Below are 20,960 nucleotides of genomic sequence, written 5' to 3'. Positions count from 1 at the left end.
ATTTTGGCAAAGATAAAACTTATTTAAAACATAGTATTTCAAAATATTAGTATTTTTACTTTATGCCAATTAATACGATATACAGAAGCACCCATTGTGAATGGGTAGATGTAGAGGCTCCTACTGCAGAAGACCTTAAGTTTCTCCATGAACGATATGAAATCAACAATCTTCTTCTGGAAGACACGATAGACCCCAACCACTTACCTAAATATGAAGAAGACGGGAATGTGAAGTTCTTCCTTCTCCGTGAAAGCACCGAGCTTGAAAGGAAAAACCTGAATACCATCAGCGATATCAGTACAAAGATCGCCATTTTTATTCTGGATAAAACCATTATCACAATTCACAGAATGAAAACCAGAAGTATTACTGAAACGAAAAAACAGCTTTCGCTTTCACAGGAAGAAATGACTCCTCAGAAAATTGCTTTAATGATCACGATTCTGATTATGAAGAGCTTTGATGATGAATCAATCAGCCTGTTAGAAACGATGGATAATATTGAGAATGAGATCTTTCTGAAGAACACCAACCACACCAGCCAGATCCGAAGGCTATATAAATTAAAACGAAAATCAGGGCTGAATTCACGGGTACTGATCATTTCTACGGATGCTATTGATAAATTCAAACTTTTAAATTTACAGGATTCTGAAATAGTGGATTTAAAAGACAAGCATAAGGATGTAGTTGCCGATTTTGATCATTTGAATATACAGATCACCAACCTTATCTCGATGTTTCTGGCACTTTCGGACCAAAAAGCAAATCAGGTGATGAAAGTTTTGGCTATTTATTCGGTATATTTCTTACCAATCACCTTTATTGCAGGAGTTTATGGGATGAATTTTGACTTTATGCCGGAGCTTCACCATAAATATGGTTATTTTATCACATTAGGAGCCATGGCAACGGTTGTTATCAGCACGTTTATCTATGTAAGACGCAAGCAGTGGTGATTTAATCATTCATAGATTACGTTGTGTTTTGTGTTTACCTAGGGGAAATTTATGCTATTCATATTTAAAGAACTTACTGCAACTACTACATAATTAATATTTTGATTTCCAAATAAACAGTAATTTAGTGACTGCAAACTTAGGTTCATAAAACCTCCTGTCACCAAATAAATTACTATGAAAACTGAAGATCTTAAGGTTATTCTGGAAGACCAATCTCTGTCGCAGGCATCCAGGGATCAACTTATTGCGCTGCATGAGAACATTTCTAAAAAGGAATTTTCTGATCTTTTGGATGGAGACGGGAATCAGTATATAGAATTTGTACAGGAAGGCGGCGGCGTTTGGGGCAGTGCATTGGTAGGCTATCTGTATGGGCTTGAAATCTTTGGCATCCGTTTTCTGAAAGTTGCGGGGACCAGTGCGGGAGCGATTAATACGATGCTTATTGCAGCCTGTAAAACCAAGGAAGAAGCGAAAAGTGAACTGATTAAAGAAGTTCTTTTCAGTTGGGACTTTGCGGATTTTATGGATGGTAAAACTTATGTAAAAACTACACTCCATGGAATGTTGAATAATAAGAATTTCTTTAAAATCAATGCGATTATTGCTGTTGTTTTGTTCATTATTCTCGTCAGTATCCCTTTTGCAGCTCCATCCAATAGCATTCTGAGTGCTAAGCTGATGTTTTTAATCCCTTTGATTCCGGCTATTATTCTCTTTTTTTGTATTAAAAAGCTGTATCATAATTTCAGAAAGGAAAATAGCGGACTGAACCCTGGAAATGTTTTTCTGAATACGATGAAAAATGCTTTGGACAATTTCGGAGTGAAAACTGTAGCTAATCTTAATGAGAAGTTTATTCAGAAGGAACATGATCTTAAGCTCAATTACCGTTATGGAAACGGGCAGGAATACTATACAATCACGTTAAACAGTATTGAAAAAATTAAAGCTAAAAACCTTGAACATATTGACCAGACAAGGTATAAAATCTTTTATGACAGTGCTGTGAATAATGATTATTATAAAAATAATCCATTTTATTTACTACAATCCGAATATGTGATCGTCACTACAGATATCAATGCCAAAATCAAAGTAGAACTTCCTACAATGGCAAATTTATATTGGTCTGAAGAAGAATTGAAACACACCAGCCCTGCCGAATTTGTAAGAGCATCAATGTCTGTCCCTTTTTTCTTTGAACCATTCCAGAAAAGGATTGACAAGAATGAAGATTCTGTGAAATATGCATGGAGATTCTGGATGAATACCAAGCAGGAAGACATCAATCCCGTTGGAGTTTTCATTGATGGAGGAAGTATTTCCAATTTCCCTATTGACCTCTTTCATGCTGATGAAGTTTTTTACCCAAGAATGCCCCTTTTTGGGGTACAATTAACCAGTGATTCGGATATTCTTTCAGATAAGGGAAAAACGAGTGAAGAAATCCTTAAAACACCTTTCAGCTATGCCGGAAATATTATCAGCACATTAAAAGGGTTTAATGATAAAACGTTTCTTACCAAACATACTTTCTATCGCTTATACAGCATACAGACGGTTAATTGCGGCACCAGTAGCTGGCTGAATTTCTTTATGAAAAGAGAAGAAAAAGAAGAACTTTTTAACAGAGGTTTTCAGGCAGCACTTGATTTTCTGAATCAATTTGATTGGGAAAAATATAAGTATGAACGTATGATGCTGACCATGAAGGAGAAAAAAATATTGAAGGAAGAGGATACGCCTACCGTGGGATAGGAATCCATTTGAAAAAAAGCTTCCAAATAGATTCCCTATTATTTCTATAAATTATCCAGAAAATGCAGATACTCCGGAACACTCTTCTCTATCCACTCTTCTGATGAATCACGCTCTATTCCATAGTAAACAAAAGGTTCTTCATAGTTTGCCTTAATATAATCAAAGGTCAGTTCATAAGGTCGGAAAAGCTCCTTCATTGTATATTTATATTCTCCTGAAGGGCTATAACCTTCTTCATCAATTCCGGCAGTAACAGCTAAAGACATTTTCTTTCCTTCCAGCTTAAACCCACTATTGCTTCCATATGCCCAACCATATAAAACAACTTCATCCAGCCATTGTTTCAAAAGTGGCGGACTGCTGAACCAGTAAAAAGGAAACTGGAAGACAATTTTATCGTAGGATTCCATTAGCTCCTGCTCTTTGGCAACGTTGATTTTCCCGTCGGGGTATGCTTTGTATAACTGATGAACGGTGTATTTTTCCGGATATTTATTTAATTCTTCAATCCATCTTTTATTAATGACAGATTTTTCTATATCAGGATGAGTAACAATAATTAACGTTTTCATTAAGTTTAAATTTTCTATCGCAAAATTACGATAAGTAACTTACATTTCGTACATTAGCAACCTATTGTAGGGTACTATAAAAAATGTAAGTAATGACTAAAATAAAGGAAACCTCGACTAATTTTGCGAATAAAAAAGCCCTTGCAGACGAATGTCCGGAAGTATATGCATCTAATATTATCGGTGGGCAGTGGGCACTTGCTATTTGTTGTTACCTCGTTAATGGTAAAATGAGATTCGGAGAATTAAAAAAGCGTCTTCAGAATATTACAGAACGTATGCTTACGCTACAACTCCGCAGATTGGAAGAAGATAAAATCATTACAAGAACGGTATATGCAGAAGTTCCGCCAAGAGTAGAATATGAGCTTACAGAAATAGGCTATAAACTGAAGCCGATCATTCTTGAATTTGAAAAATGGGGAAAAGAACATAAAGATCTGATAACAAAAAACATCCCCAGCCAAGAATAATATTTTAAACCACAAATATCACAAAAATTTATACTTAAACACTTCAAAAGTGTATCATAATAGTATATAAAACAATCACTTTCAAATCCTTAAATAGTTAATACTTTTTGCGATTTTTGTGGTTAAATTTTATGGTATAAAAATTTTTAATTCTTTTCCGTTACGTTCCATAAAGGCATCTGTTTCAATACTTTTGCATGAATCGGACAGCTTTCATGGTGTGCTCCTTTCAGATATCCTGTGCTCATCAGGAATTCATTTACGATCTCCCCACCTGTAAATTTGAATGTTTTCTTGAAAAGTTTCATCCATTCCGGTAACGTTTTGGGATGATGATGCTCTAGCCATTTTTCAAATGAACCGAATTCTTTTTGCAATTCAATAATTGTTTTTGCATTTTCAATGGCGGCATTCACTTTCAATTTATTTCTGATAATTCCGCTGTCTCTCAAAAGCCTCTCACGGTCTTTTTCCGTGTAAGCAGCAATTTTTTGAATATCAAAATTATCGTAAGCCTTTCTAAAGCTTTCTTCCTTTTTTAAGACAGTTTCCCAGCTCAGCCCTGCCTGATTAATTTCCAAAATAAGTCTTCCAAACAATTCATTGTCGTCATGAATTGGAAACCCGTAATAATTATCATGATAATTTTTGTGCAGTTCTTTCCTGCTTTCAGGCTGCATTCCTTCTATTGCCAAACAATAACTCATTGATGTATTTTTTAATAATGGATAAAGATAAGGCAGGTTTGTGACAACTGTTAGTCAGGAGTACTTATTTTTTAAGAAAGAAATATTGAAGTTAAAAAAGTTTGAAAATTACTTCTGATAATTTATATAATACACTATTTTCCAAGCTATTCTTAAAATCAGAATTGAAGATGTGAAAATTCCCATCCTTTAGAAGAGTGGCGAGAATTCAAAAAATTTTCGACGGGGTGGTTTACAACATTCCTCCATAGAATTCTCTTCAATACTTCAGAAATATTAACTAGATTAGCCACCTCAAATATCAACCATGAAATTACTTTTTTCTCTCCTGTTTTCCTTATTTCTAATTTCCCTGCATGCTCAGAGCATTTATTCAAAAGCTTATGGAAAGCAAGAGAATCCAGCCGTTATTTTTATTCATGGCGGTCCCAGCGGCAATGCTACCCTATTTGAAGGAACAACCGCTCAAAACCTTGCAGACAAAGGGTTTTATGTGATTGTATATGACAGACGTGGTGAAGGACGTTCAAAAGATGAGAATGCTACGATGACTTTTAAGGAAAGTTTTAATGACCTTAACCAGATTTACAGTACTTATCACATCAAAAAGGCACATATTCTCGCCCATAGCTTTGGAGGAATCATCGGTACTCTTTTCACAGATCAATATCCTGAAAAAGTAAAAACATTAACACTCGCAGGAGCATTATTTACACAACAGGAAACGTATAATCATATCCTGAATAAGGCAAAGGAATATTTCAAGAATGAACCTATCTCCTTAAAAGAAATTGATAACATAGAAAATCTTGATAAAAATTCTGCAGCTTACAGAAAAAGATGCTACGAAATAGCAGGAAAAATGAACTTTTTTGATATGCCTAACCCTACTCCGGAAAGTGAAAATCTAAGAAAACAATATAAAGAAGGTGAATTTTACAGAAATAACATCCGAAATACCAACTCTCCTCTTACATTTTATCAAAATGAAAAACGCAATAACCTTGATAATACAAATGTTTTAAAGGTAATCAAAAGAAAAGGGTTTTCCATCTTTGCTGTTTATGGAAAAAATGATGGAATATTCTCTCAAAAACAGTTTAACAACCTTAAAAATATTGTGGGAAAAAATAATTTTAAGCTTATAGATAACTGTTCACACTATTTATTTGTAGATCAGCAGGATAATTTTTAAAATTTATTGAGCAAAAATTAAAATAAAGTGTAGTTTTGTAATAATGTCAGACACCAAGATCCATATGAAGACCTATAAAGCCGTCATAATGATGCTTATATTGGCGTTTTCATTATCTCCATGTTCTGTAAAAAGGAATGTTCTTGATATTTTTGACATTCAGTATATCAGTGGATTAAATAAGATTAAGACAACATCTAATCTTACTTCAAACTGTGATTTTTCTTCTACTTCTTCTAAAATATCATTTTCAAAGAATGTAGCTAAGGCTAAACATTCCAACATTTTTTCGAACTTTACGGCTGCTGTTGAAAATACACAATATGTAAATCTTACTTTCAACGACTATTCAGGGCATAGTACAGGAAACAGCCCACCGAAATATATTTTATTTAAAAGACTGAAATTGAATCTTGTTTAAAAAACTTTTAATCATTACAATCAGTTTTTTACAATATAATATTAATTTCAATGAAACATATTACAAACAGTCAGTCTTCTGATCTGGCTGGTTTATATACTTTATCCCTCCGTATGGTGATCGGATGGACTTATTTTTCAGCTTTCTGGCGCAGACTTATCCTCGAAAACAAGCTTATTCCCGATGACAAAGGATATATCGGAGAGAAATTCAATCACTTTTTACCCAATGCTTTAGGAATAAAGCCTATTATAGAATATCTGGTTACCCATCCTGATGCATTACAAAGATCTATGATGGTTTTTACGATCATTGAGGCTATTATAGGGCTATTTATTATCCTTGGACTGTTTACGCGATTGATGAGCATTGGTATTTTCAGCCTTGCCTTAGGAATTCTATTGGGTTCGGGCTGGCTGGGAACGACCTGTCTGGATGAATGGCAAATCGGAGTTTTGGGTGTAGCAGGTGGATTTGTTCTCTTTCTTACCGGAAGCGGAGATTATTCCTTTGATCATTATTTGATGAGAAAAAATAAGACTTTTACTCAAAGAAAGTGGTTTCAATGGCTGGGTTCCGGTAGACTTCCTATGGCTCAGCCTAAGGTTTTTGTATTAACAGGTTCACTTATTATTTTCGGACTTACCCTTTACACCAATCAATATTTTCATGGCGGTGTCTGGGGAACGTTACACAATAAGTCTGTAAAACCGAAACTTGAAATCTCAAACATTTCTCATGATAATTCGGATTTAAAATTTGAGGTTTACAGAACAGAAGGAGCGGATGTATATGGCTCTTTCCTCATAGGCATTCACATTCTGGATAAAAACGGAAAGATTTTAAAAGAAATAGATCATAAAGAACTTTCAAAATTGTCTAATCAGGATATTAAAAACCATTATGTAGCTAAAGTAAAACCCGGAAAACATAGTCTTGTTATTCCGTTGGGAGCTAAGGCAGATATTAATATCCGGATTGATGATATTCTTCGAAAACAGGAAATGTATACCTTAAAACTGATTGACATCAGTGGAATTGAATGGTTACAAGCCATACAATAAGTTTATTCCATGATAAAATTCTAATGAGAGCGGGCTAAAGCCCGCTCCTATTGATGTTGATATTGATATTTATTCTTTAGAAAAAATAAATTTGGTAAGAAAGACGATAAGTGGAAGTTATCATGATGGAAAAATATCCAAATTTCGTTTATAAAAAAACCTCCGATACTCTCGGAGGTTTTGATTAAAATTTAGTGCATGGCTTCACTTAAATCTATCTTTTCTTTACTTTTTCTTTCTTTAATAAATAAGATAAACGGAATACATATTAAAAATATTACTCCGAGATAAAGAAATACATCCATATAAGATAATACGGTTGCCTGTTTGGTTACAGATAGATCAAGCATTTTATAAGCTGCATTCAGTGCTGCATCGGGAGTCATTCCTTTTGCTATAAAGTTGGCTTTTAAAGCATTAATTCTTTGTTGAACTTCAAAACTATTGGAATCCAGATGCGAAATCAAATTATTCCTATATGTCTGTCCGGCATTTGCAATAAAGGTGGTGATAGCTGCAATTCCAAAAGATCCGCCCAGCTGTCTCATCATTCCTGTAAAGGCTGCTCCCTGCCCAATTTCCTGCCCTTTCAAAGTACTTAATGACAAGGATGTAATCGGAATGAATAGTAATCCTAATCCGGCACCTCTCACAATAAGCATCCAGAAGAAGGCTTCTTTACTTGTATCAGGAGTCAGTATTTTATATCCCCAGAAACTATAGATAAAGAAGATGAACAATCCTAGAGAAACCAAGATCTGCTGTTTTGCCCCTCTCGTCAGCAGTTTTCCGATAATCGGCATCATAAACGCTGTTGTAAGGGCTGCCGGAATCATCAATGCTCCCGACTGAAGTGCCGTCCATCCTAAAATACTCTGTGTATAAAGCGGAACGATAAATGTAGATCCATACAACCCAAACCCTAACACAAACGACATTACCGTCCCGATTCTTAAGTTTCCATTTTTTAATACCCTGAGTTCTACAATCGGATATTTAAAGGTAAGTTCCCGCCAAAGGAATAATATAAATCCTAATACTGCTGCCACTGTAAAGGCTACGATCATTCCACTTTCAAACCAGTCTTCTTCATGCCCTCTTTCCAGGATGAACTGTAATGAACCTACCGTCACCGCCAATAAAGCAATTCCGAGCCAGTCTACATCTGAAACTTTACGTTTTTCTGCAAATTTTGGACTTCTGACGAACTGAAGCGTCATTAAAGTCGCGGCAATCCCGATTGGAATATTGATATAGAAAATATACGGCCAGCTGTAATTATCAACGATGTATCCTCCCAATGGTGGTCCTAATGTAGGACCAATGATTACTCCTAATCCATAAATCGCCTGAGCCATACTTCTTTTTTCAATAGGGTAAGACTCTGTGATGATTGTCTGTGAGGTAACCAGAAGGGCTCCCCCTCCAATTCCCTGCATCAGTCTGAAAAATACCAATTCCCAAATATTTGTTGCGTTTCCGCAGAGGAATGAAAATATGGTAAATATGATAATGGAAGCTGCAAAGTAATTTCTACGTCCGAACTGCTGAGAAAGCCAGCTGGTCATCGGTACGATAATTACGTTTCCGATCGCATAGGCAGTAATTACCCAGCCCACTTCTGAAAGTGTAGCCCCAAGGTTACCCTTCATTTCATTAAGGGCAACGTTCACAATCGTGGAGTCCACAATCTCAAGCAGAGCACAAAGAATTGCTGTGATTGTAATAATCACTCTTCGGGCTCCATATTCTACTAATGAATCTTGCATAAGTTTTTTTCGATGTGAAAAAGTCAATGGTCAATTTCGCTTCACTAGTGAATAGTGAATTTTAGGGCAGCCTATTCTCATAGTAGCTGCCAATCGAATTCATAACGGAATGGATTGACTTTTAAACAATTTTAAATATTATTTCAATGAAACCTCAGCCTTCACATTCATTCCTGTTCTTAATCTTTTTGCAATATTCTTATCAAGATTTACAAAATCGATTTTTACAGGAAGTCTCTGAACTACTTTTACGAAGTTACCACTCGCATTATCAGGAGGAAGAATAGAGAATGTAGCCCCTGTAGCAGGAGAGAATGAACTTACTACACCATCAAATTCTTTATCAGGGAAAGCATCGATTTCAATTTTCACTTTTTGTCCTTCTACCATTTTATCTACCTGTGTTTCTTTGAAGTTTGCCACTACCCACTTCTGATCGTTTTTAACTAAAGCAAACAACTGAGCTCCTGCCTGTAAATACTGACCTGCCTGCGTAGGTACTTTTCCAACATATCCGTCTTCAGGAGCTAAAATTACCGTGTATGATAAATTTAATCTCGCATTTTCTACGTCTACTTCTCTTTGTTTGGCAACAGAATTCGCAACACTGATCTGCTGAGAGCTTGCTGCTGTCTGAGAAGAAGCAATGGTAGTCTGCTGAGCAATTTGATTTCTTTGCTCTACCAATACCTGAAGTTGTTTATCCGCAGATTGTTTTGCTGCTAATGCCTGCTCATATTGCTGTTCTGTAATAGAGTGATCTTTTACAAGATTGGCATATCTTTTTAAATCCTGGGATGTTTTCCATACATTTACCTTTGCAGCTTCTATCTGTGCATTTGCTGTTGCTACTGCTGCTTCAGAACTGTTGATGTTTTTAGATGTAGCTGTAGTAGTAGCCTCTGCGGTAGAAATATTGCTTTTTGCAGTGGATAAAGCTGCCTGAGATTGTTCAAGAGCTATTTTCTGATCTCTGTTATCCAAAATAACCAAAGTATCTCCTTTCTTTACGAACTGATTATCTTTTACTTTTACTTCAGCCACATATCCTGAAATTTTAGAAATTACCGGTGTCATATTGGAAGCAATCTGAGCATCGTCAGTTTCTTCATGATACTGTCCGTAGCTGTAAGCTCTGTAACCGTAGATACCTCCTCCGATCACTACGGCTGCTAAGATGATAGGAAAAACTAAACTTTTTTTCTTTTTAGGTTCAGCTGCCTGTGTATTATTATTTTCCATTTTGGTTTCGATCTGATTATTTAATTGTTAAAGTACCTGTTGTTTGTAATAGTTTTCTGTATGCTAAAGCGGCGTCTGCTTTTGCATTGATTACGCCAACATTAGCTGCAATCTGAGCTGCATCTGCATCCAGTAATTCTGTCATGGTTGCAAGACCGTTGTCGTATTTATTTTTTGTAATTCTGTAGTTTTCATTAGCCTGCTCAGCTGATTTTTCAAAAACAGCGATTCTTTTATGAGAGTAATCGTTGTTCTGATATTCTCTGTTTACATCAAGCTTAATGTTATCATTCAGTAGCTCATCCGTAGCGGCAAGTTGTTTTTCTCTCGCCTGAGATTGTCTTAATGACGAATTTTCTTTCCAGATATTAGATAAATTATAAGAAATACCTACTCCTACATTGATCGCATTATACACCGTAAGAAACTTAGGAATATCTGCGGCTACATATCCTCCGGTGAATGCCAGTGAAGGAAGATTTTCTGCTTTTGCTGCCTTTGTTCCCAGTTCTGCTGCTTTTCTTTGTTGAGCTAAAGCCTGTAGATCTTTACGGTTTTCTCTGGCTTCATTTACATAAAAATCAATAGGTTTTACTTCTGAGCCTTCTTCGATATAGTTCTCATCCACTTCAAGTTCTGTCGTTTCAGGAAGTCCTAATAACAAATCCATATTGATATTGGCAATATTGTAGTTGTTTTTAGCTTCAAGTAACTGAAGTTCAATATTTGAAGTCTGAAGATTCGCTTTTAACCTGTCATTTCTTGCGATCAATCCGTTATTTTCCATTTTAAGAAAAGTCTCATCTCTTTTTTGAGAAGCGGCAAGATTTTCTTCAAAAACCTTAATGGATTGGTTAGCCTTAAACAGGTTATTATAAGCCTGCGCAACGTTATAAGCGATTGCAATCTTATCGTTTTCCGTGCTTAGTTTTGAAGCTTCTACCAGATATTTAGCAGATTGAATTCCATACTTGATTCTCCCTCCGCTATAAATCGGAACGCTTAGATTCGCTGAACCAAAAACTACCTGATGTACTTCCGGTCCTCCGGCTCCTCCGGAAAGCCCGGGAAGCTTAATGTCTATGTTTGGTTTTATCGGAAGATACATATAGCTTCCTGAAACCTTCAATTCCGGGAGCTGTCTGTTCTTAGCCTCCAAAAGATCAGCGGTAGCCTCCTCGATCTTGGCTGCATCGATCTTGAGATTTTTGCTGTTCTGGATTCCCAGCTGCACAGCTTCGTCAAGAGAAAGTGTCTTTTTCTCCTGAGCATTTGCATTTGCTATTCCTATAAATAGCGATAATGCAATTACTGAGTTATTTATTCTCTTCATAACCTAAAAGGTCTTTTAGTAAATGTTTTATATGTCTATTAAGTTCTGTATAGTATTTTGTATCAAAAATATCTTCATCATCTGTATCATTCAGGAATTCTTTATACATTTCCTTAGCATTAAATGCATAAAATAAAGTACCGCTTATGGTAGAATGAAGCAGGTAAATAGGAGGATTTTTTGTAAAAACTCCACTCTTCAACCCATCTGCCAGAATACGGGAATACATGGAAAGGAATGACATTTTAGTTTCTTTCAAAAAAGTAACAATTTGTGGATTATCTGTATGAAGCTGCTCACGTTGCATAATCCTGTAAAAACATTTCTGTGTGATGATCCTATTGGAAAACTGGTCTATTATTTTTTCAATTTTCTGCCATTCATTGATGTCTGTGCGCTCTATGATATCTTTTGAAAAGAATTGTCCCTCCCGCACTCTGTATTCCATCAATTTTTCATATAACTTTTCTTTTGATCCGAAATAGTAGGAGATCATAGAGATATTTACATTCGCTGCCTTAGAAATTTCTCTGGTAGAAGTTCCGTTGAAACCCTTTTCAGCAAAAAGCTTTTCAGCTGCAAATAATATATTTTCTTCTTTTGAAACCATATCATTTTCATTTTTTCAGGGTGCAAATTTACACAACTTCTTCATAAAATCAAACGATTGATTGATTATTTAATGAAGATTTAATTTATATTTACAAAAAACTAGTTATATGGGCTTATTTGACTTTCTTTTCAAGAGGAAAAAAAAACAGACAAATGAAGTAATTTTTAAAAATGATCCTCCTCAACATGATTTTCAGGCTGAAGAGCTTCCTATTTTATCAGAAGAAAAAACGACTCCAATAGCTGAAGTAACAAATTCTCCATCAGCTGTAAAAAGTATTGTTGTAACTGAAGAAGCTACTGCTCCGCTTATACATGAAGATGGTAATCGTTTTGATCTGGAAATTGTTGAAGGTTTCAGACGGTATTATTCTGATCCTGATATTGACATCAGCATAGATATTAAGGATGATAGAGATCAGAGTATCGCCCCGCATCAAGCATATAAAGAACTTTTCAATGAATGGAAAGGAATTCAATCAAAATGGGATCGTATATCATTGTTCTATCGTTTTTGGGATCACTCACAATTTGAGAAACTGGAACACTGGCAGGTGATTGAAAGGTTTGTGAAAGACCGGTATCCTAAAAAAGCTCTTCAATATTTTGAGAAAAATATGTCTGATAAAAGACATTTTACTAAAGAAGAACTTGTTTCTCTGTCAAAACTTCACCGAACATTACTTGATAATGCTGCCGCAAGGGAATATATTGAAACGGCATATCATGATAACCCTGACGATGACTCTGTAAAAGTAGAATATGCAACACTTCTTCATATAGTAGGAAATCACTCGGAAAAAGAGCTTTCTCATCAAATATTTCATGAAGTACTGGATAAAAAAATAAAACGAGAGGATACGGAATCTGTTTTTGATTGTTTTAAATTTTCTAAAGGTTACACAGATTCTTCCATTTTCGCTATGCTCTATCTGATGAATACAGAGGCAGATGATATTACATGGGACTATGTTGCTGAAGAATATTACTATTGTCCTGTTTTCAGGTATGAACATGCTGTGCATTTATCGCAGTCTGAAACCCCAATAAGAGCACTGGCAAAACTTACTTCTTTAAGTCAGGAGTTTCCGTGGTTCAGATTGGCTGTTGAAAGCACTATTGGTAATATTAAATCTATGAGGAAACAGCTCAAAAATCCTGATTTTATGGAAAAGGAGCTTCAGGAATTTCAGGCATCATTAGAAACCCATAAATAATTTCCCATTTGTTTTAGATATAATGAACAGAATTTCTGACCCTAAAAGGCATTTTATTTTGCAAACATAGCGTGATAATAAAGATTTTTATAAGATTTCATCAATAATATTTTTCTATTCAGATTAAATAATCAAAAAAGTATTACATTTATTGACTTAAAAAATGAAAAAATCATGAAAAAATTCATCTCAATTCTTGCCATAGGATTATTTGCATTCAGCTATGCTCAGGAAAAACCAAAAGAAGGAGGCTGCTGTGCCGGAAAGGATAAAAAAGAATGTTCTGTAAAGGATAAAAAAGCGTGTTCTGATGCTCATCATAAAGGTTGTGATGCTAAGACCAAAACTGCTGAGAATACTAAAGAAAAAGATAAAAAGACTACCAAGGATAAAAAAACAGCCTAGTTTTTTTATTCGAATAAACAAAAACTCCGGTTTTTCCGGAGTTTTTATATTTTATGTACTTTTATGAATATATCTTGAGAGTTTTATTCCCAGATCTGTCCATACAATTTTAGGGTTTCCGTTTCGGGTAAGATGCAGGTCTGCAGCATTGATTTCTTCCAGAATACTTTCAATATTTGCACCACTGATAAATTTTGAAAAACCAGCCCAGTTGAACCCATTCGCATTGATCTTTTTATACACCAGATTTTCCGATTGATAATTCTGAAGCAGGGCAAGCCTGAAAATTTCCGAACAATAATTTAAAAAGTTCTTTTGCTTTTCTCTGTTCCAGCCTGCTATTTCTCTTGCCCATACAATGATACTTCTGAGATATTCTGGTTTCTTTTTTACCATAAAGGCGTCACGAACCCATTGTACGAAAAGCTTTTCAAATTCGTTGCTTTTGTCACCCGAACTAAGAAGTTTCAGAGCTTCATTAAGGTTCCCCTGGGCTTCATGAACAATTTCTCTTACTTTATCATCGGAAACGGACAAATTCTTTTTTAAGTAACCTTCAAGGTCTTCATCGTGAATCCTTGGAACCTCCACTACCTGTGTTCTGGAAAGAATAGTAGGAAGAATATCATTAGTATTTTCAGCGGTAAGAAGAATGATGGTTTTTGCTGGTGGTTCTTCCAGAAATTTTAAAAACTTATTTGAAGCAGCAACATTCATTTTGTCAGCTCTCCAAACGATAAGTATTTTCGTTCCTCCTTCGTAGCTTTTTAATGAAAATTTCTGGTTTTGATCATCAATTTCATCTGCTGAGATAAAAAGCTGCTTATTTTCGGACTCCAGGAAAGCGGTCCAGTCATCATAGCTTGCATAAGGTGATGCCAGAATCATCTCCCGGAATTCATCGAATTTATTTTTACTTAATGAATTTTTATTGTCTGTAAAAACAGGAAAACTGAAATGTAAGTCCAAATGATTCAGATGCTCAATTTTTGAGGCAGCGTGTTCATTTTCCTGGCTTAAAATCTCCTTTGCATATGCCAATACCATGGGTAGTGTACCATATCCTTCCTTTCCTACAAAAAGCTGAGCATGGCTTACTCTGTTTTCAGCAATGCTTTCTCTAAGTAGTTTTTTAAGATTCTCCTGTCCGGCGATGTTTTCCCAATTCATGTTTCAAAGATAAGAAATAGGGAATAAATTCTGGAATGGTAAGTGCTCAATTTTTGCTATGTAAAACCAGAAATGAATATGAAAACAAAAGAAAAATAGTGAATTATAAATCTGACAAACAGGCAAATTAGTGAGAAATAATTGACATTCGTTTATCCATAAAGTCGAAAATCCCCCAGTATATCAGCCCTTAACAAACTTTAACCACATATAATTTTTACAATTCATTAATATTTAAGATATTTGCGCATTGTTTTAAAAATAAAGAATGAAAAAAATCTTTGTAGTATCATTTATATCAGTAGGCTATTTTCTGAATGCACAGAGTCTAAGTAACTCTCCCTATGCAAAATATGGAATTGGAGATGTAAAATATGATAATACGATCGAAACTGCTTCCATGGGAGGTATATCTACTGCTTTTATAAGTGATTTTACCAGTAGTTTCAACTTTGCAAACCCTGCAAACAACACTAACTTCGAATTGACAAGTATCAAACTGGAAGCTACCAACGAAAACAATTATTTCAAATCGAACTTTCGCGATATGAAATCTACAAAGCATTCTACGTATCTTTCTAATATATCACTGGCATTTCCTATTTCGTCAAAAATCAAAATGGGACTTACCTATCAGCCATACAGCTCAAAAAGCTATGATATTGTAACTGAAGATAAAGAAGGATCTATTATTTATCAAAACGGGTTTAAAGGAAGTGGTACATTAAACACTGCTGCTGTAGCTTTATCTTATAAAATAAACCAGGAATTCTCTGTTGGAGCAAGAGCGAACTTATATTTTGGTGATCTTTATGATCTTACTGAATTCCGTGCTTCAAACTCTGAATATGTAAACGGTTTTGAAACCAAAAACAGAGTAAGAAACTTTAACTTCACTTTAGGTACAAGCTATCAGACAATTAATACACGTACTGATAAAAAATTAACAATCGGTGCCACAGCTACATTTGGGAATACCAGCAATATAACTACTGAGTATACCAACAGTACATACAGATATAGTGATCCGACAGCAGGAACTAAAACTGATATCAGCATCATTGACCAAAAGGATGTACAATCTAAAAACCTTATTCCGTTACAGGCATCTGTGGGTGTAGGATACGGAAGTGAAAATCACTGGTTCCTTTCCGGACAGCTTGATTATAAAAAAGGAGAAAACATTTCTTATTTCGGAAATACTTTTAATTTACAGGATACTTACAGAATTTCTGCCGGAGGATGGTATTTGCCAAACTATAACAACTTCAGAAATTACTTCTCCAGAGTTATCTATAGATATGGTGCTTTCTATGAGAAAGGAAACTTAAAGATTGATGGAACCAACATTAATAAATTTGGTATTTCTGCCGGAGTAATGCTTCCGTTCAAAAACAGTAGTATTACCAGAATGAGCGGTCTTGAAATAGGAGTAGAATTAGGTAAAAGAGGTACTGTTAAGAATAATCTGATCAACCAAAACTTTATCAACCTGAAACTCGGCTTCAATTTTGCTGATAAATGGTTCAGAAAGTCACTTTATAACTAATGAACTTTTCAAAAAAAATATCATATAAAAATATAGCATGCCTTTTTAGTTGTGCTATATTTTTTATACTGACATCCTGTGAGGAAGATCTTACTAAGAGAAATGGAAATCAAAGTAAAAATTTCCCTTCACAGATCATCAATAATGCTGATATCGTACAGCGTGATTCCGGATTTGTAACTTTAAAGGCTAAAGCTCCTATTATTGAAAAATATGAGTTAATTGACAGCCCTTATGTTGTTGCAAGAAAAGGAATCAATATAGAATTCTTTGATAAAAAGAAACCGAAAGTCCCAGGAAAGATCACTGCAAAATATGCCCGTATTTTTGAATACAAGAAGTTCTATGAAGCCAAAGGCGATGTAAGAATCACCACAAATGAGGGGCAAAAATTTGCTATGCAGACAATTTATTGGGACCAGAGAAAAAGAAGGATCTACACCAAAGATACTGTTTATGTAACCATGGAAGACGGCTCTACACTGGTAGGAGCCAATGGAATGACAGCCAAGGATGATTTTTCAGAATATACTTTTTATAACAATACCGGAGATTTTAATTCCAAGAGAATTTCCGAGAAGAAAAAATAAATTCCTTTACCATGAAAACCCGTGCCATTGGGCTCATGTCCGGAACAAGTCTGGACGGTCTGGATCTCTGTTTTGCTGAATTTGAAAAGAAAGATCAATGGAATTTCCGAATCATACAATCAGAAACCCTCTCCTATTCCACTGACTGGGAATATAAACTGAGGAATTCTATCTTTCTTTCTGCACCAGATCTTTTGGCACTTAATTCTGAATATGGCTTTTACTTAGGTAAGCAGGTCAAAGAATTTATAAAAAGACATCAGCTTGACGATATAGACCTTATCGCGTCTCACGGTCATACTGTTTTTCATCAGCCACATAGAAAATTCACTCTTCAAATCGGAGATGGAAGAGCAATCAAAATAGAGACCAGCATTCCTGTAATTTACGACTTCAGAAGTCAGGACGTACTGATGGAAGGAAATGGAGCGCCATTGGTTCCTATTGGGGATGAACTGCTTTTTTCAAACTATAATGCTTGTCTTAATCTGGGAGGGTTTTCGAATATTTCATTACAACTACACGGCAGAAGAATTGCTTTTGATATAGCACCTGTAAATATCATTCTGAATTATCTTGCTCAACAATTGGATAAAAATTTTGACGAAAATGGTGATCTGGCGAGAAAAGGTAAAATAAATATGAATGTATTGAATCAGCTCAATGCTTTAGATTTTTATAAACAGCAACATCCGAAGTCACTAGGCATAGAATGGTGCAATGAGCACATTTTTCCAAAACTTGCGGACATTGATATTTTAGATTCTTTAGCCACATTTACAGAGCATATTGCACAGCAAATTTCGAAGGTGATCAATCAGAATAATATCAAAGATATACTGATCACCGGCGGTGGTGCCTATAATACTTTTCTGATTGAAAAAATAAAGGAAAAAACGACTTCAGAGATTATCATCCCGGAAAAAGAGATTGTGGAATATAAGGAAGCACTGATCTTTGGATTTATGGGCGTTCTAAGAATGCAGAATGAAATCAATGTTCTGTCTTCAACTACGGGAAGCATTTCCAATCACAGCTCCGGTATTATTGCTTAAAACAATACGATCACAACATAAAAAAACCTTCAAAAATGAAGGTTTTTTTTATTATTTGTAAGCTTCGATCTTATCTGTCAATGTATTGATAAAGTTCTGTAATGGTTTTTCCACCATCATTTTGATAAAAGGATTGAATTTTCCTTCAAACAACATCTGAACTTCTGTCTGGTTTTCACTGATAGGATTTAAAGTTGCTGTTAATGAGAAATCAAGACTTGAGCTTGCAGACTTTAAAACAGCTTTCTGATCATCTACCTCATCTATTTTCAAAGCGATTTCAGGCATTCCCTGTAATCCGAATTTAAAACCGTTATCTCTTGTTTCAAATTTCTGAAGACCATCCGGCATAAAATCTTTGTAGTTCTCCGGTGTTTTCAATAATTCAGTTAGCTCTTTCGATGATTTATTGACAATAATTTTTCGTCCTTCTAAATTCATTTTTTTATTTTGTATTTAAATTCTTACAATTGTTACTATAACAACAAAATTATAAAAAAAAACCACAAAGGCATCACTCAAAGCATACTTTTAAAGACGGAATACTCAACTGAGAAGAAATAAATGCTGAACATTACAAACTTATCTTCTTTTGGAGGCTTAACCTCTCCTGAAGACTCTGCAGCTCATGAAACTATTTTTTAGAAGAAGTTCTGTTCTGTTCAAGGATAATTTTGAAGGCATTTGAAAAAATAAAGCTTGTCTATTAACAGGTTTTCTTCCTATAATTTGATATATTTGCGAGTAAATTATAGTAGTAAGCGTAATAAAACAACCTGTTTTCACGTCTTTAATTATTACCTCTAAGATCAATATTAACTATAAATTCCTGATATGTATAAAGTTTTTGTGAACGAAAAAAAATTATTGATTTCCAAGCATCCTGAAGGACTTGAAAAAAATCTTGAGTATGAAAGCTTCACAACTTTAGAGATTGCATTGGATCTTTTAGAAAATACATCCGTAAATGAGCTTAATGTTTATGGCGAAAATATTGATCAAATCTGGAGTGAGTTTCAGAATCTTTTTAGAATCATAGAAGCTGCTGGAGGTCTGGTGAATAATCCTGACGGAAAAATGCTTTTCATCAAAAGATTAGGAAAATGGGATCTTCCTAAAGGGAAAATGGAAAAAGGAGAATCCAGAGAAGAGTCTGCGGTAAGGGAAATAGAAGAAGAAACCGGATTAAAAGACGTAGAGCTGGTAGAATTCATTAATACGACTTATCATATCTACATTGAGAGAAACGGGGAGAAAATCTTAAAGTGTACACACTGGTTTGAAATGAACTTCAATGGTGAAGATACTTCAAAACCACAGATTGAAGAAGGGATTACTGAAGTTGCCTGGAAAAACACCGACCAGATTAAGGATGAAGTTTTCCCAAGCACATTCAAAAATATTAAGCTTATTGTAACTGAATTTTGGGCTTCAAAGGTTAAATAAAATCGATAACCTTCTCCAGCGCAATTCCTCTAGAACCTTTTAACAATATGTTTTCTGACTGAATTTTATGCTGTTGCAGATATTCAGAAAGCTGAGCCGTATTCTCAAAAGCAAGTTCTGATGGATTAACTGCTTTAAAATGATTCCCTACTGTGATGATTTCATCAAAACGGAGATCATGAGCCAATTTTAAAATATCCTGATGCTCTTTTTCACTCTCAACACCTAATTCCAGCATATCTCCTATAATAATGGTTTTACTGCCTTCAAATGTAATAAAATTATGTAAAGAGGCTGTCATTGAACTTGGGTTGGCATTGTAAGTATCAAGCACTAAAGTTCTGTTTTCTTTTTTCACGACTTGTGAACGCATATTCGTTGGAGTATATTGTTCTACAGCGTGTTTAATCTGCCCAAAGCTAATCCCGAAATGAAGACCAAGACTTGCTGCTACACAAAGATTCGTAAAGTTGTAGTCACCTGTTAATTTGGATACCGCTTTTTCTCCCTGATAGTTCAAACCTACAAAATGATCTTCTGAGAAAGATTCAAAGTTGTAATCTGCATTTTCTTTTCCGAAAGTAATTTTAGGAGAATATCCTTCGGTTTTATCAACCTGAATAGGATCGTTTTCATTAACTACAATCGTTTTATTATTATTTTTCAGATAAGTATAAAGTTCAGATTTTCCTTTAATCACTCCTTCAAAACCTCCAAATCCTTCTAAGTGAGCTTTTCCGAAATTGGTAATATATCCAAAATCCGGTTTTGCTATTGTACACAGGAATTCAATCTCTTTCTGGTGATTAGCTCCCATTTCTATGACAGCCATTTCATGCGCCGGTTTAATGGAAAGAATTGTCAATGGAACTCCGATATGATTATTCAGATTTCCATATGTATATTGTACGTTGAATTTCTCTGCAAGTACGGCATGAATCAGTTCTTTTGTTGTTGTCTTACCATTACTTCCCGTAAGTCCGATAAAAGGAATTTTCAGCAGGCTTCTGTGATGAATCGCCAATTGCTGAAGGAATTCAAGAGTAGATGGAACGTAGAAAATATTTCTATCCTTATTTTCAAATTCCTGTTGTTCTACAATTACAGCTAATGCGCCATCATCTATAGCTTTTTCAGCAAACGTTGCTGCGTTAAAATTATCACCGGAAAAGGCAAAAAAGATATCATTTCTGGCTATTTTTCGGCTATCGATGGTCACTTTATCAGCCTGTAAAAATAAAGGATAAAATTGTTCTATATTCATGTGGAAATATAATATATTTTTTTAGAATTTACATGTAATCACCAGATCTACCCAAGGCTTTTTTGAACCATGTAATTTCACGGTTCAAAAATAAAAAAACCTTCCGTAAATACGGAAGGTTTTTTATATGTATTTTTTGATAAATAA

The 20,960-nt window shown here is 34.9% G+C and carries 21 protein-coding genes; 12 read left to right on the top strand and 9 right to left on the bottom strand.

Annotated features, from left to right (window positions below; all coding sequences use genetic code 11):
• The first annotated feature begins 62 nt into the window (after positions 1-62).
• Positions 63-962 (top strand): magnesium transporter CorA family protein, encoded by a 900-nt coding sequence (locus tag AC5YGG_RS13305; protein ID WP_496144956.1) that lies wholly within the window; start codon positions 63-65, stop codon positions 960-962.
• A 177-nt stretch (positions 963-1,139) separates the two neighbouring features.
• Complete coding sequence (locus tag AC5YGG_RS13300; RefSeq protein WP_496144955.1) at positions 1,140-2,726, top strand: patatin-like phospholipase family protein; 1,587 nt, start codon at positions 1,140-1,142, stop codon at positions 2,724-2,726.
• 44 nt (positions 2,727-2,770) lie between these two features.
• On the opposite strand, the gene AC5YGG_RS13295 is transcribed toward AC5YGG_RS13300, so the two are convergent.
• Positions 2,771-3,301, bottom strand: coding sequence for an NAD(P)H-dependent oxidoreductase (locus AC5YGG_RS13295; RefSeq protein WP_496144954.1), 531 nt, complete (start codon positions 3,299-3,301; stop codon positions 2,771-2,773).
• Positions 3,302-3,393: 92 nt separating this feature from the next.
• Between AC5YGG_RS13295 and AC5YGG_RS13290 the strand changes: the two genes are divergently transcribed.
• Positions 3,394-3,774, top strand: coding sequence for a winged helix-turn-helix transcriptional regulator (locus tag AC5YGG_RS13290; RefSeq protein WP_496144953.1), 381 nt, complete (start codon positions 3,394-3,396; stop codon positions 3,772-3,774).
• 146 nt (positions 3,775-3,920) lie between these two features.
• Here AC5YGG_RS13290 and AC5YGG_RS13285 read toward each other — a convergent pair whose 3' ends face one another.
• Positions 3,921-4,481, bottom strand: coding sequence for a DNA-3-methyladenine glycosylase I (locus AC5YGG_RS13285; protein WP_496144952.1), 561 nt, complete (start codon positions 4,479-4,481; stop codon positions 3,921-3,923).
• A 307-nt stretch (positions 4,482-4,788) separates the two neighbouring features.
• On the opposite strand from AC5YGG_RS13285, the gene AC5YGG_RS13280 reads away from it, so the two are divergent.
• From AC5YGG_RS13280 to AC5YGG_RS13270, 3 genes are read left to right on the top strand one after another with little or no spacing between them, the layout of a single operon-like run.
• On the top strand, positions 4,789-5,676 hold the full coding sequence (locus tag AC5YGG_RS13280) for an alpha/beta fold hydrolase (protein ID WP_496144951.1): 888 nt from the start codon (positions 4,789-4,791) through the stop codon (positions 5,674-5,676).
• A 43-nt stretch (positions 5,677-5,719) separates the two neighbouring features.
• Entirely contained in the window at positions 5,720-6,097 is a 378-nt protein-coding gene (locus tag AC5YGG_RS13275; protein WP_496144950.1) for a hypothetical protein, read from the top strand.
• Between the two features lie 50 nt (positions 6,098-6,147).
• Positions 6,148-7,161: a TQO small subunit DoxD gene (locus AC5YGG_RS13270; RefSeq protein ID WP_496144949.1), complete on the top strand. Its 1,014-nt coding sequence runs from the start codon at positions 6,148-6,150 to the stop codon at positions 7,159-7,161.
• Positions 7,162-7,352: 191 nt separating this feature from the next.
• Here AC5YGG_RS13270 and AC5YGG_RS13265 read toward each other — a convergent pair whose 3' ends face one another.
• The 4 genes from AC5YGG_RS13265 to AC5YGG_RS13250 form a co-directional block, all read right to left on the bottom strand.
• A complete protein-coding gene (locus AC5YGG_RS13265; protein WP_496144948.1) occupies positions 7,353-8,930 on the bottom strand; it encodes a DHA2 family efflux MFS transporter permease subunit in 1,578 nt (525 codons plus the stop codon).
• A 138-nt stretch (positions 8,931-9,068) separates the two neighbouring features.
• Entirely contained in the window at positions 9,069-10,172 is a 1,104-nt protein-coding gene (locus AC5YGG_RS13260) for an HlyD family secretion protein (protein ID WP_496144947.1), read from the bottom strand.
• A 16-nt stretch (positions 10,173-10,188) separates the two neighbouring features.
• Positions 10,189-11,505, bottom strand: a complete 1,317-nt coding sequence (locus AC5YGG_RS13255) for a TolC family protein (RefSeq protein WP_496144946.1) — start codon at positions 11,503-11,505, stop codon at positions 10,189-10,191.
• Positions 11,489-12,115 carry a TetR/AcrR family transcriptional regulator gene (locus tag AC5YGG_RS13250; RefSeq protein WP_496144945.1) on the bottom strand — a complete coding sequence of 209 codons (627 nt, stop codon included), beginning with the start codon at positions 12,113-12,115 and terminating at the stop codon, positions 11,489-11,491. The genes AC5YGG_RS13255 and AC5YGG_RS13250 overlap by 17 nt, the downstream gene beginning before the upstream one ends.
• Positions 12,116-12,224: 109 nt before the next feature.
• Here AC5YGG_RS13250 and AC5YGG_RS13245 point away from each other — a divergent pair, with 109 nt between their 5' ends.
• Complete coding sequence (locus tag AC5YGG_RS13245; protein ID WP_496144944.1) at positions 12,225-13,334, top strand: hypothetical protein; 1,110 nt, start codon at positions 12,225-12,227, stop codon at positions 13,332-13,334.
• 174 nt (positions 13,335-13,508) lie between these two features.
• Complete coding sequence (locus tag AC5YGG_RS13240) at positions 13,509-13,739, top strand: hypothetical protein (RefSeq protein WP_496144943.1); 231 nt, start codon at positions 13,509-13,511, stop codon at positions 13,737-13,739.
• A gap of 51 nt (positions 13,740-13,790) precedes the next feature.
• Here AC5YGG_RS13240 and AC5YGG_RS13235 read toward each other — a convergent pair whose 3' ends face one another.
• The gene (locus tag AC5YGG_RS13235; RefSeq protein ID WP_496144942.1) at positions 13,791-14,909 is read right to left on the bottom strand and encodes a DNA polymerase III subunit; all 1,119 of its coding nucleotides are present in this window, start codon (positions 14,907-14,909) and stop codon (positions 13,791-13,793) included.
• Between the two features lie 268 nt (positions 14,910-15,177).
• Between AC5YGG_RS13235 and bamG the strand changes: the two genes are divergently transcribed.
• The 3 genes from bamG to AC5YGG_RS13220 are packed head-to-tail and all read left to right on the top strand — an operon-like array spanning position 15,178 to position 18,103.
• Positions 15,178-16,458 carry a BamG family beta-barrel-assembly machinery protein gene (gene bamG, locus AC5YGG_RS13230; protein WP_496144941.1) on the top strand — a complete coding sequence of 427 codons (1,281 nt, stop codon included), beginning with the start codon at positions 15,178-15,180 and terminating at the stop codon, positions 16,456-16,458.
• Positions 16,458-17,048: an LPS export ABC transporter periplasmic protein LptC gene (gene lptC, locus AC5YGG_RS13225; protein ID WP_496144940.1), complete on the top strand. Its 591-nt coding sequence runs from the start codon at positions 16,458-16,460 to the stop codon at positions 17,046-17,048. Before bamG ends, lptC begins: the two co-directional genes overlap by 1 nt.
• An 11-nt stretch (positions 17,049-17,059) precedes the next feature.
• Entirely contained in the window at positions 17,060-18,103 is a 1,044-nt protein-coding gene (locus tag AC5YGG_RS13220) for an anhydro-N-acetylmuramic acid kinase (RefSeq protein ID WP_496144939.1), read from the top strand.
• A gap of 51 nt (positions 18,104-18,154) precedes the next feature.
• Here the strand turns inward: AC5YGG_RS13220 and AC5YGG_RS13215 are convergent, their stop codons facing one another.
• Entirely contained in the window at positions 18,155-18,544 is a 390-nt protein-coding gene (locus AC5YGG_RS13215; RefSeq protein ID WP_496144938.1) for an SRPBCC family protein, read from the bottom strand.
• 393 nt (positions 18,545-18,937) lie between these two features.
• Between AC5YGG_RS13215 and AC5YGG_RS13210 the strand changes: the two genes are divergently transcribed.
• Positions 18,938-19,549, top strand: a complete 612-nt coding sequence (locus AC5YGG_RS13210) for an NUDIX hydrolase (protein ID WP_496144937.1) — start codon at positions 18,938-18,940, stop codon at positions 19,547-19,549.
• On the opposite strand, the gene AC5YGG_RS13205 is transcribed toward AC5YGG_RS13210, so the two are convergent.
• Positions 19,542-20,813 (bottom strand): UDP-N-acetylmuramoyl-tripeptide--D-alanyl-D-alanine ligase, encoded by a 1,272-nt coding sequence (locus tag AC5YGG_RS13205; RefSeq protein ID WP_496144936.1) that lies wholly within the window; start codon positions 20,811-20,813, stop codon positions 19,542-19,544. The genes AC5YGG_RS13210 and AC5YGG_RS13205 overlap by 8 nt on opposite strands.
• Positions 20,814-20,960: the final 147 nt, after the last annotated feature.

Source organism: Chryseobacterium sp. CS2K3 (assembly GCF_059515185.1).
The sequence above is the reverse complement of the archived record's forward strand: the minus strand, read 5'-3'. Positions and strand labels throughout refer to the sequence as shown.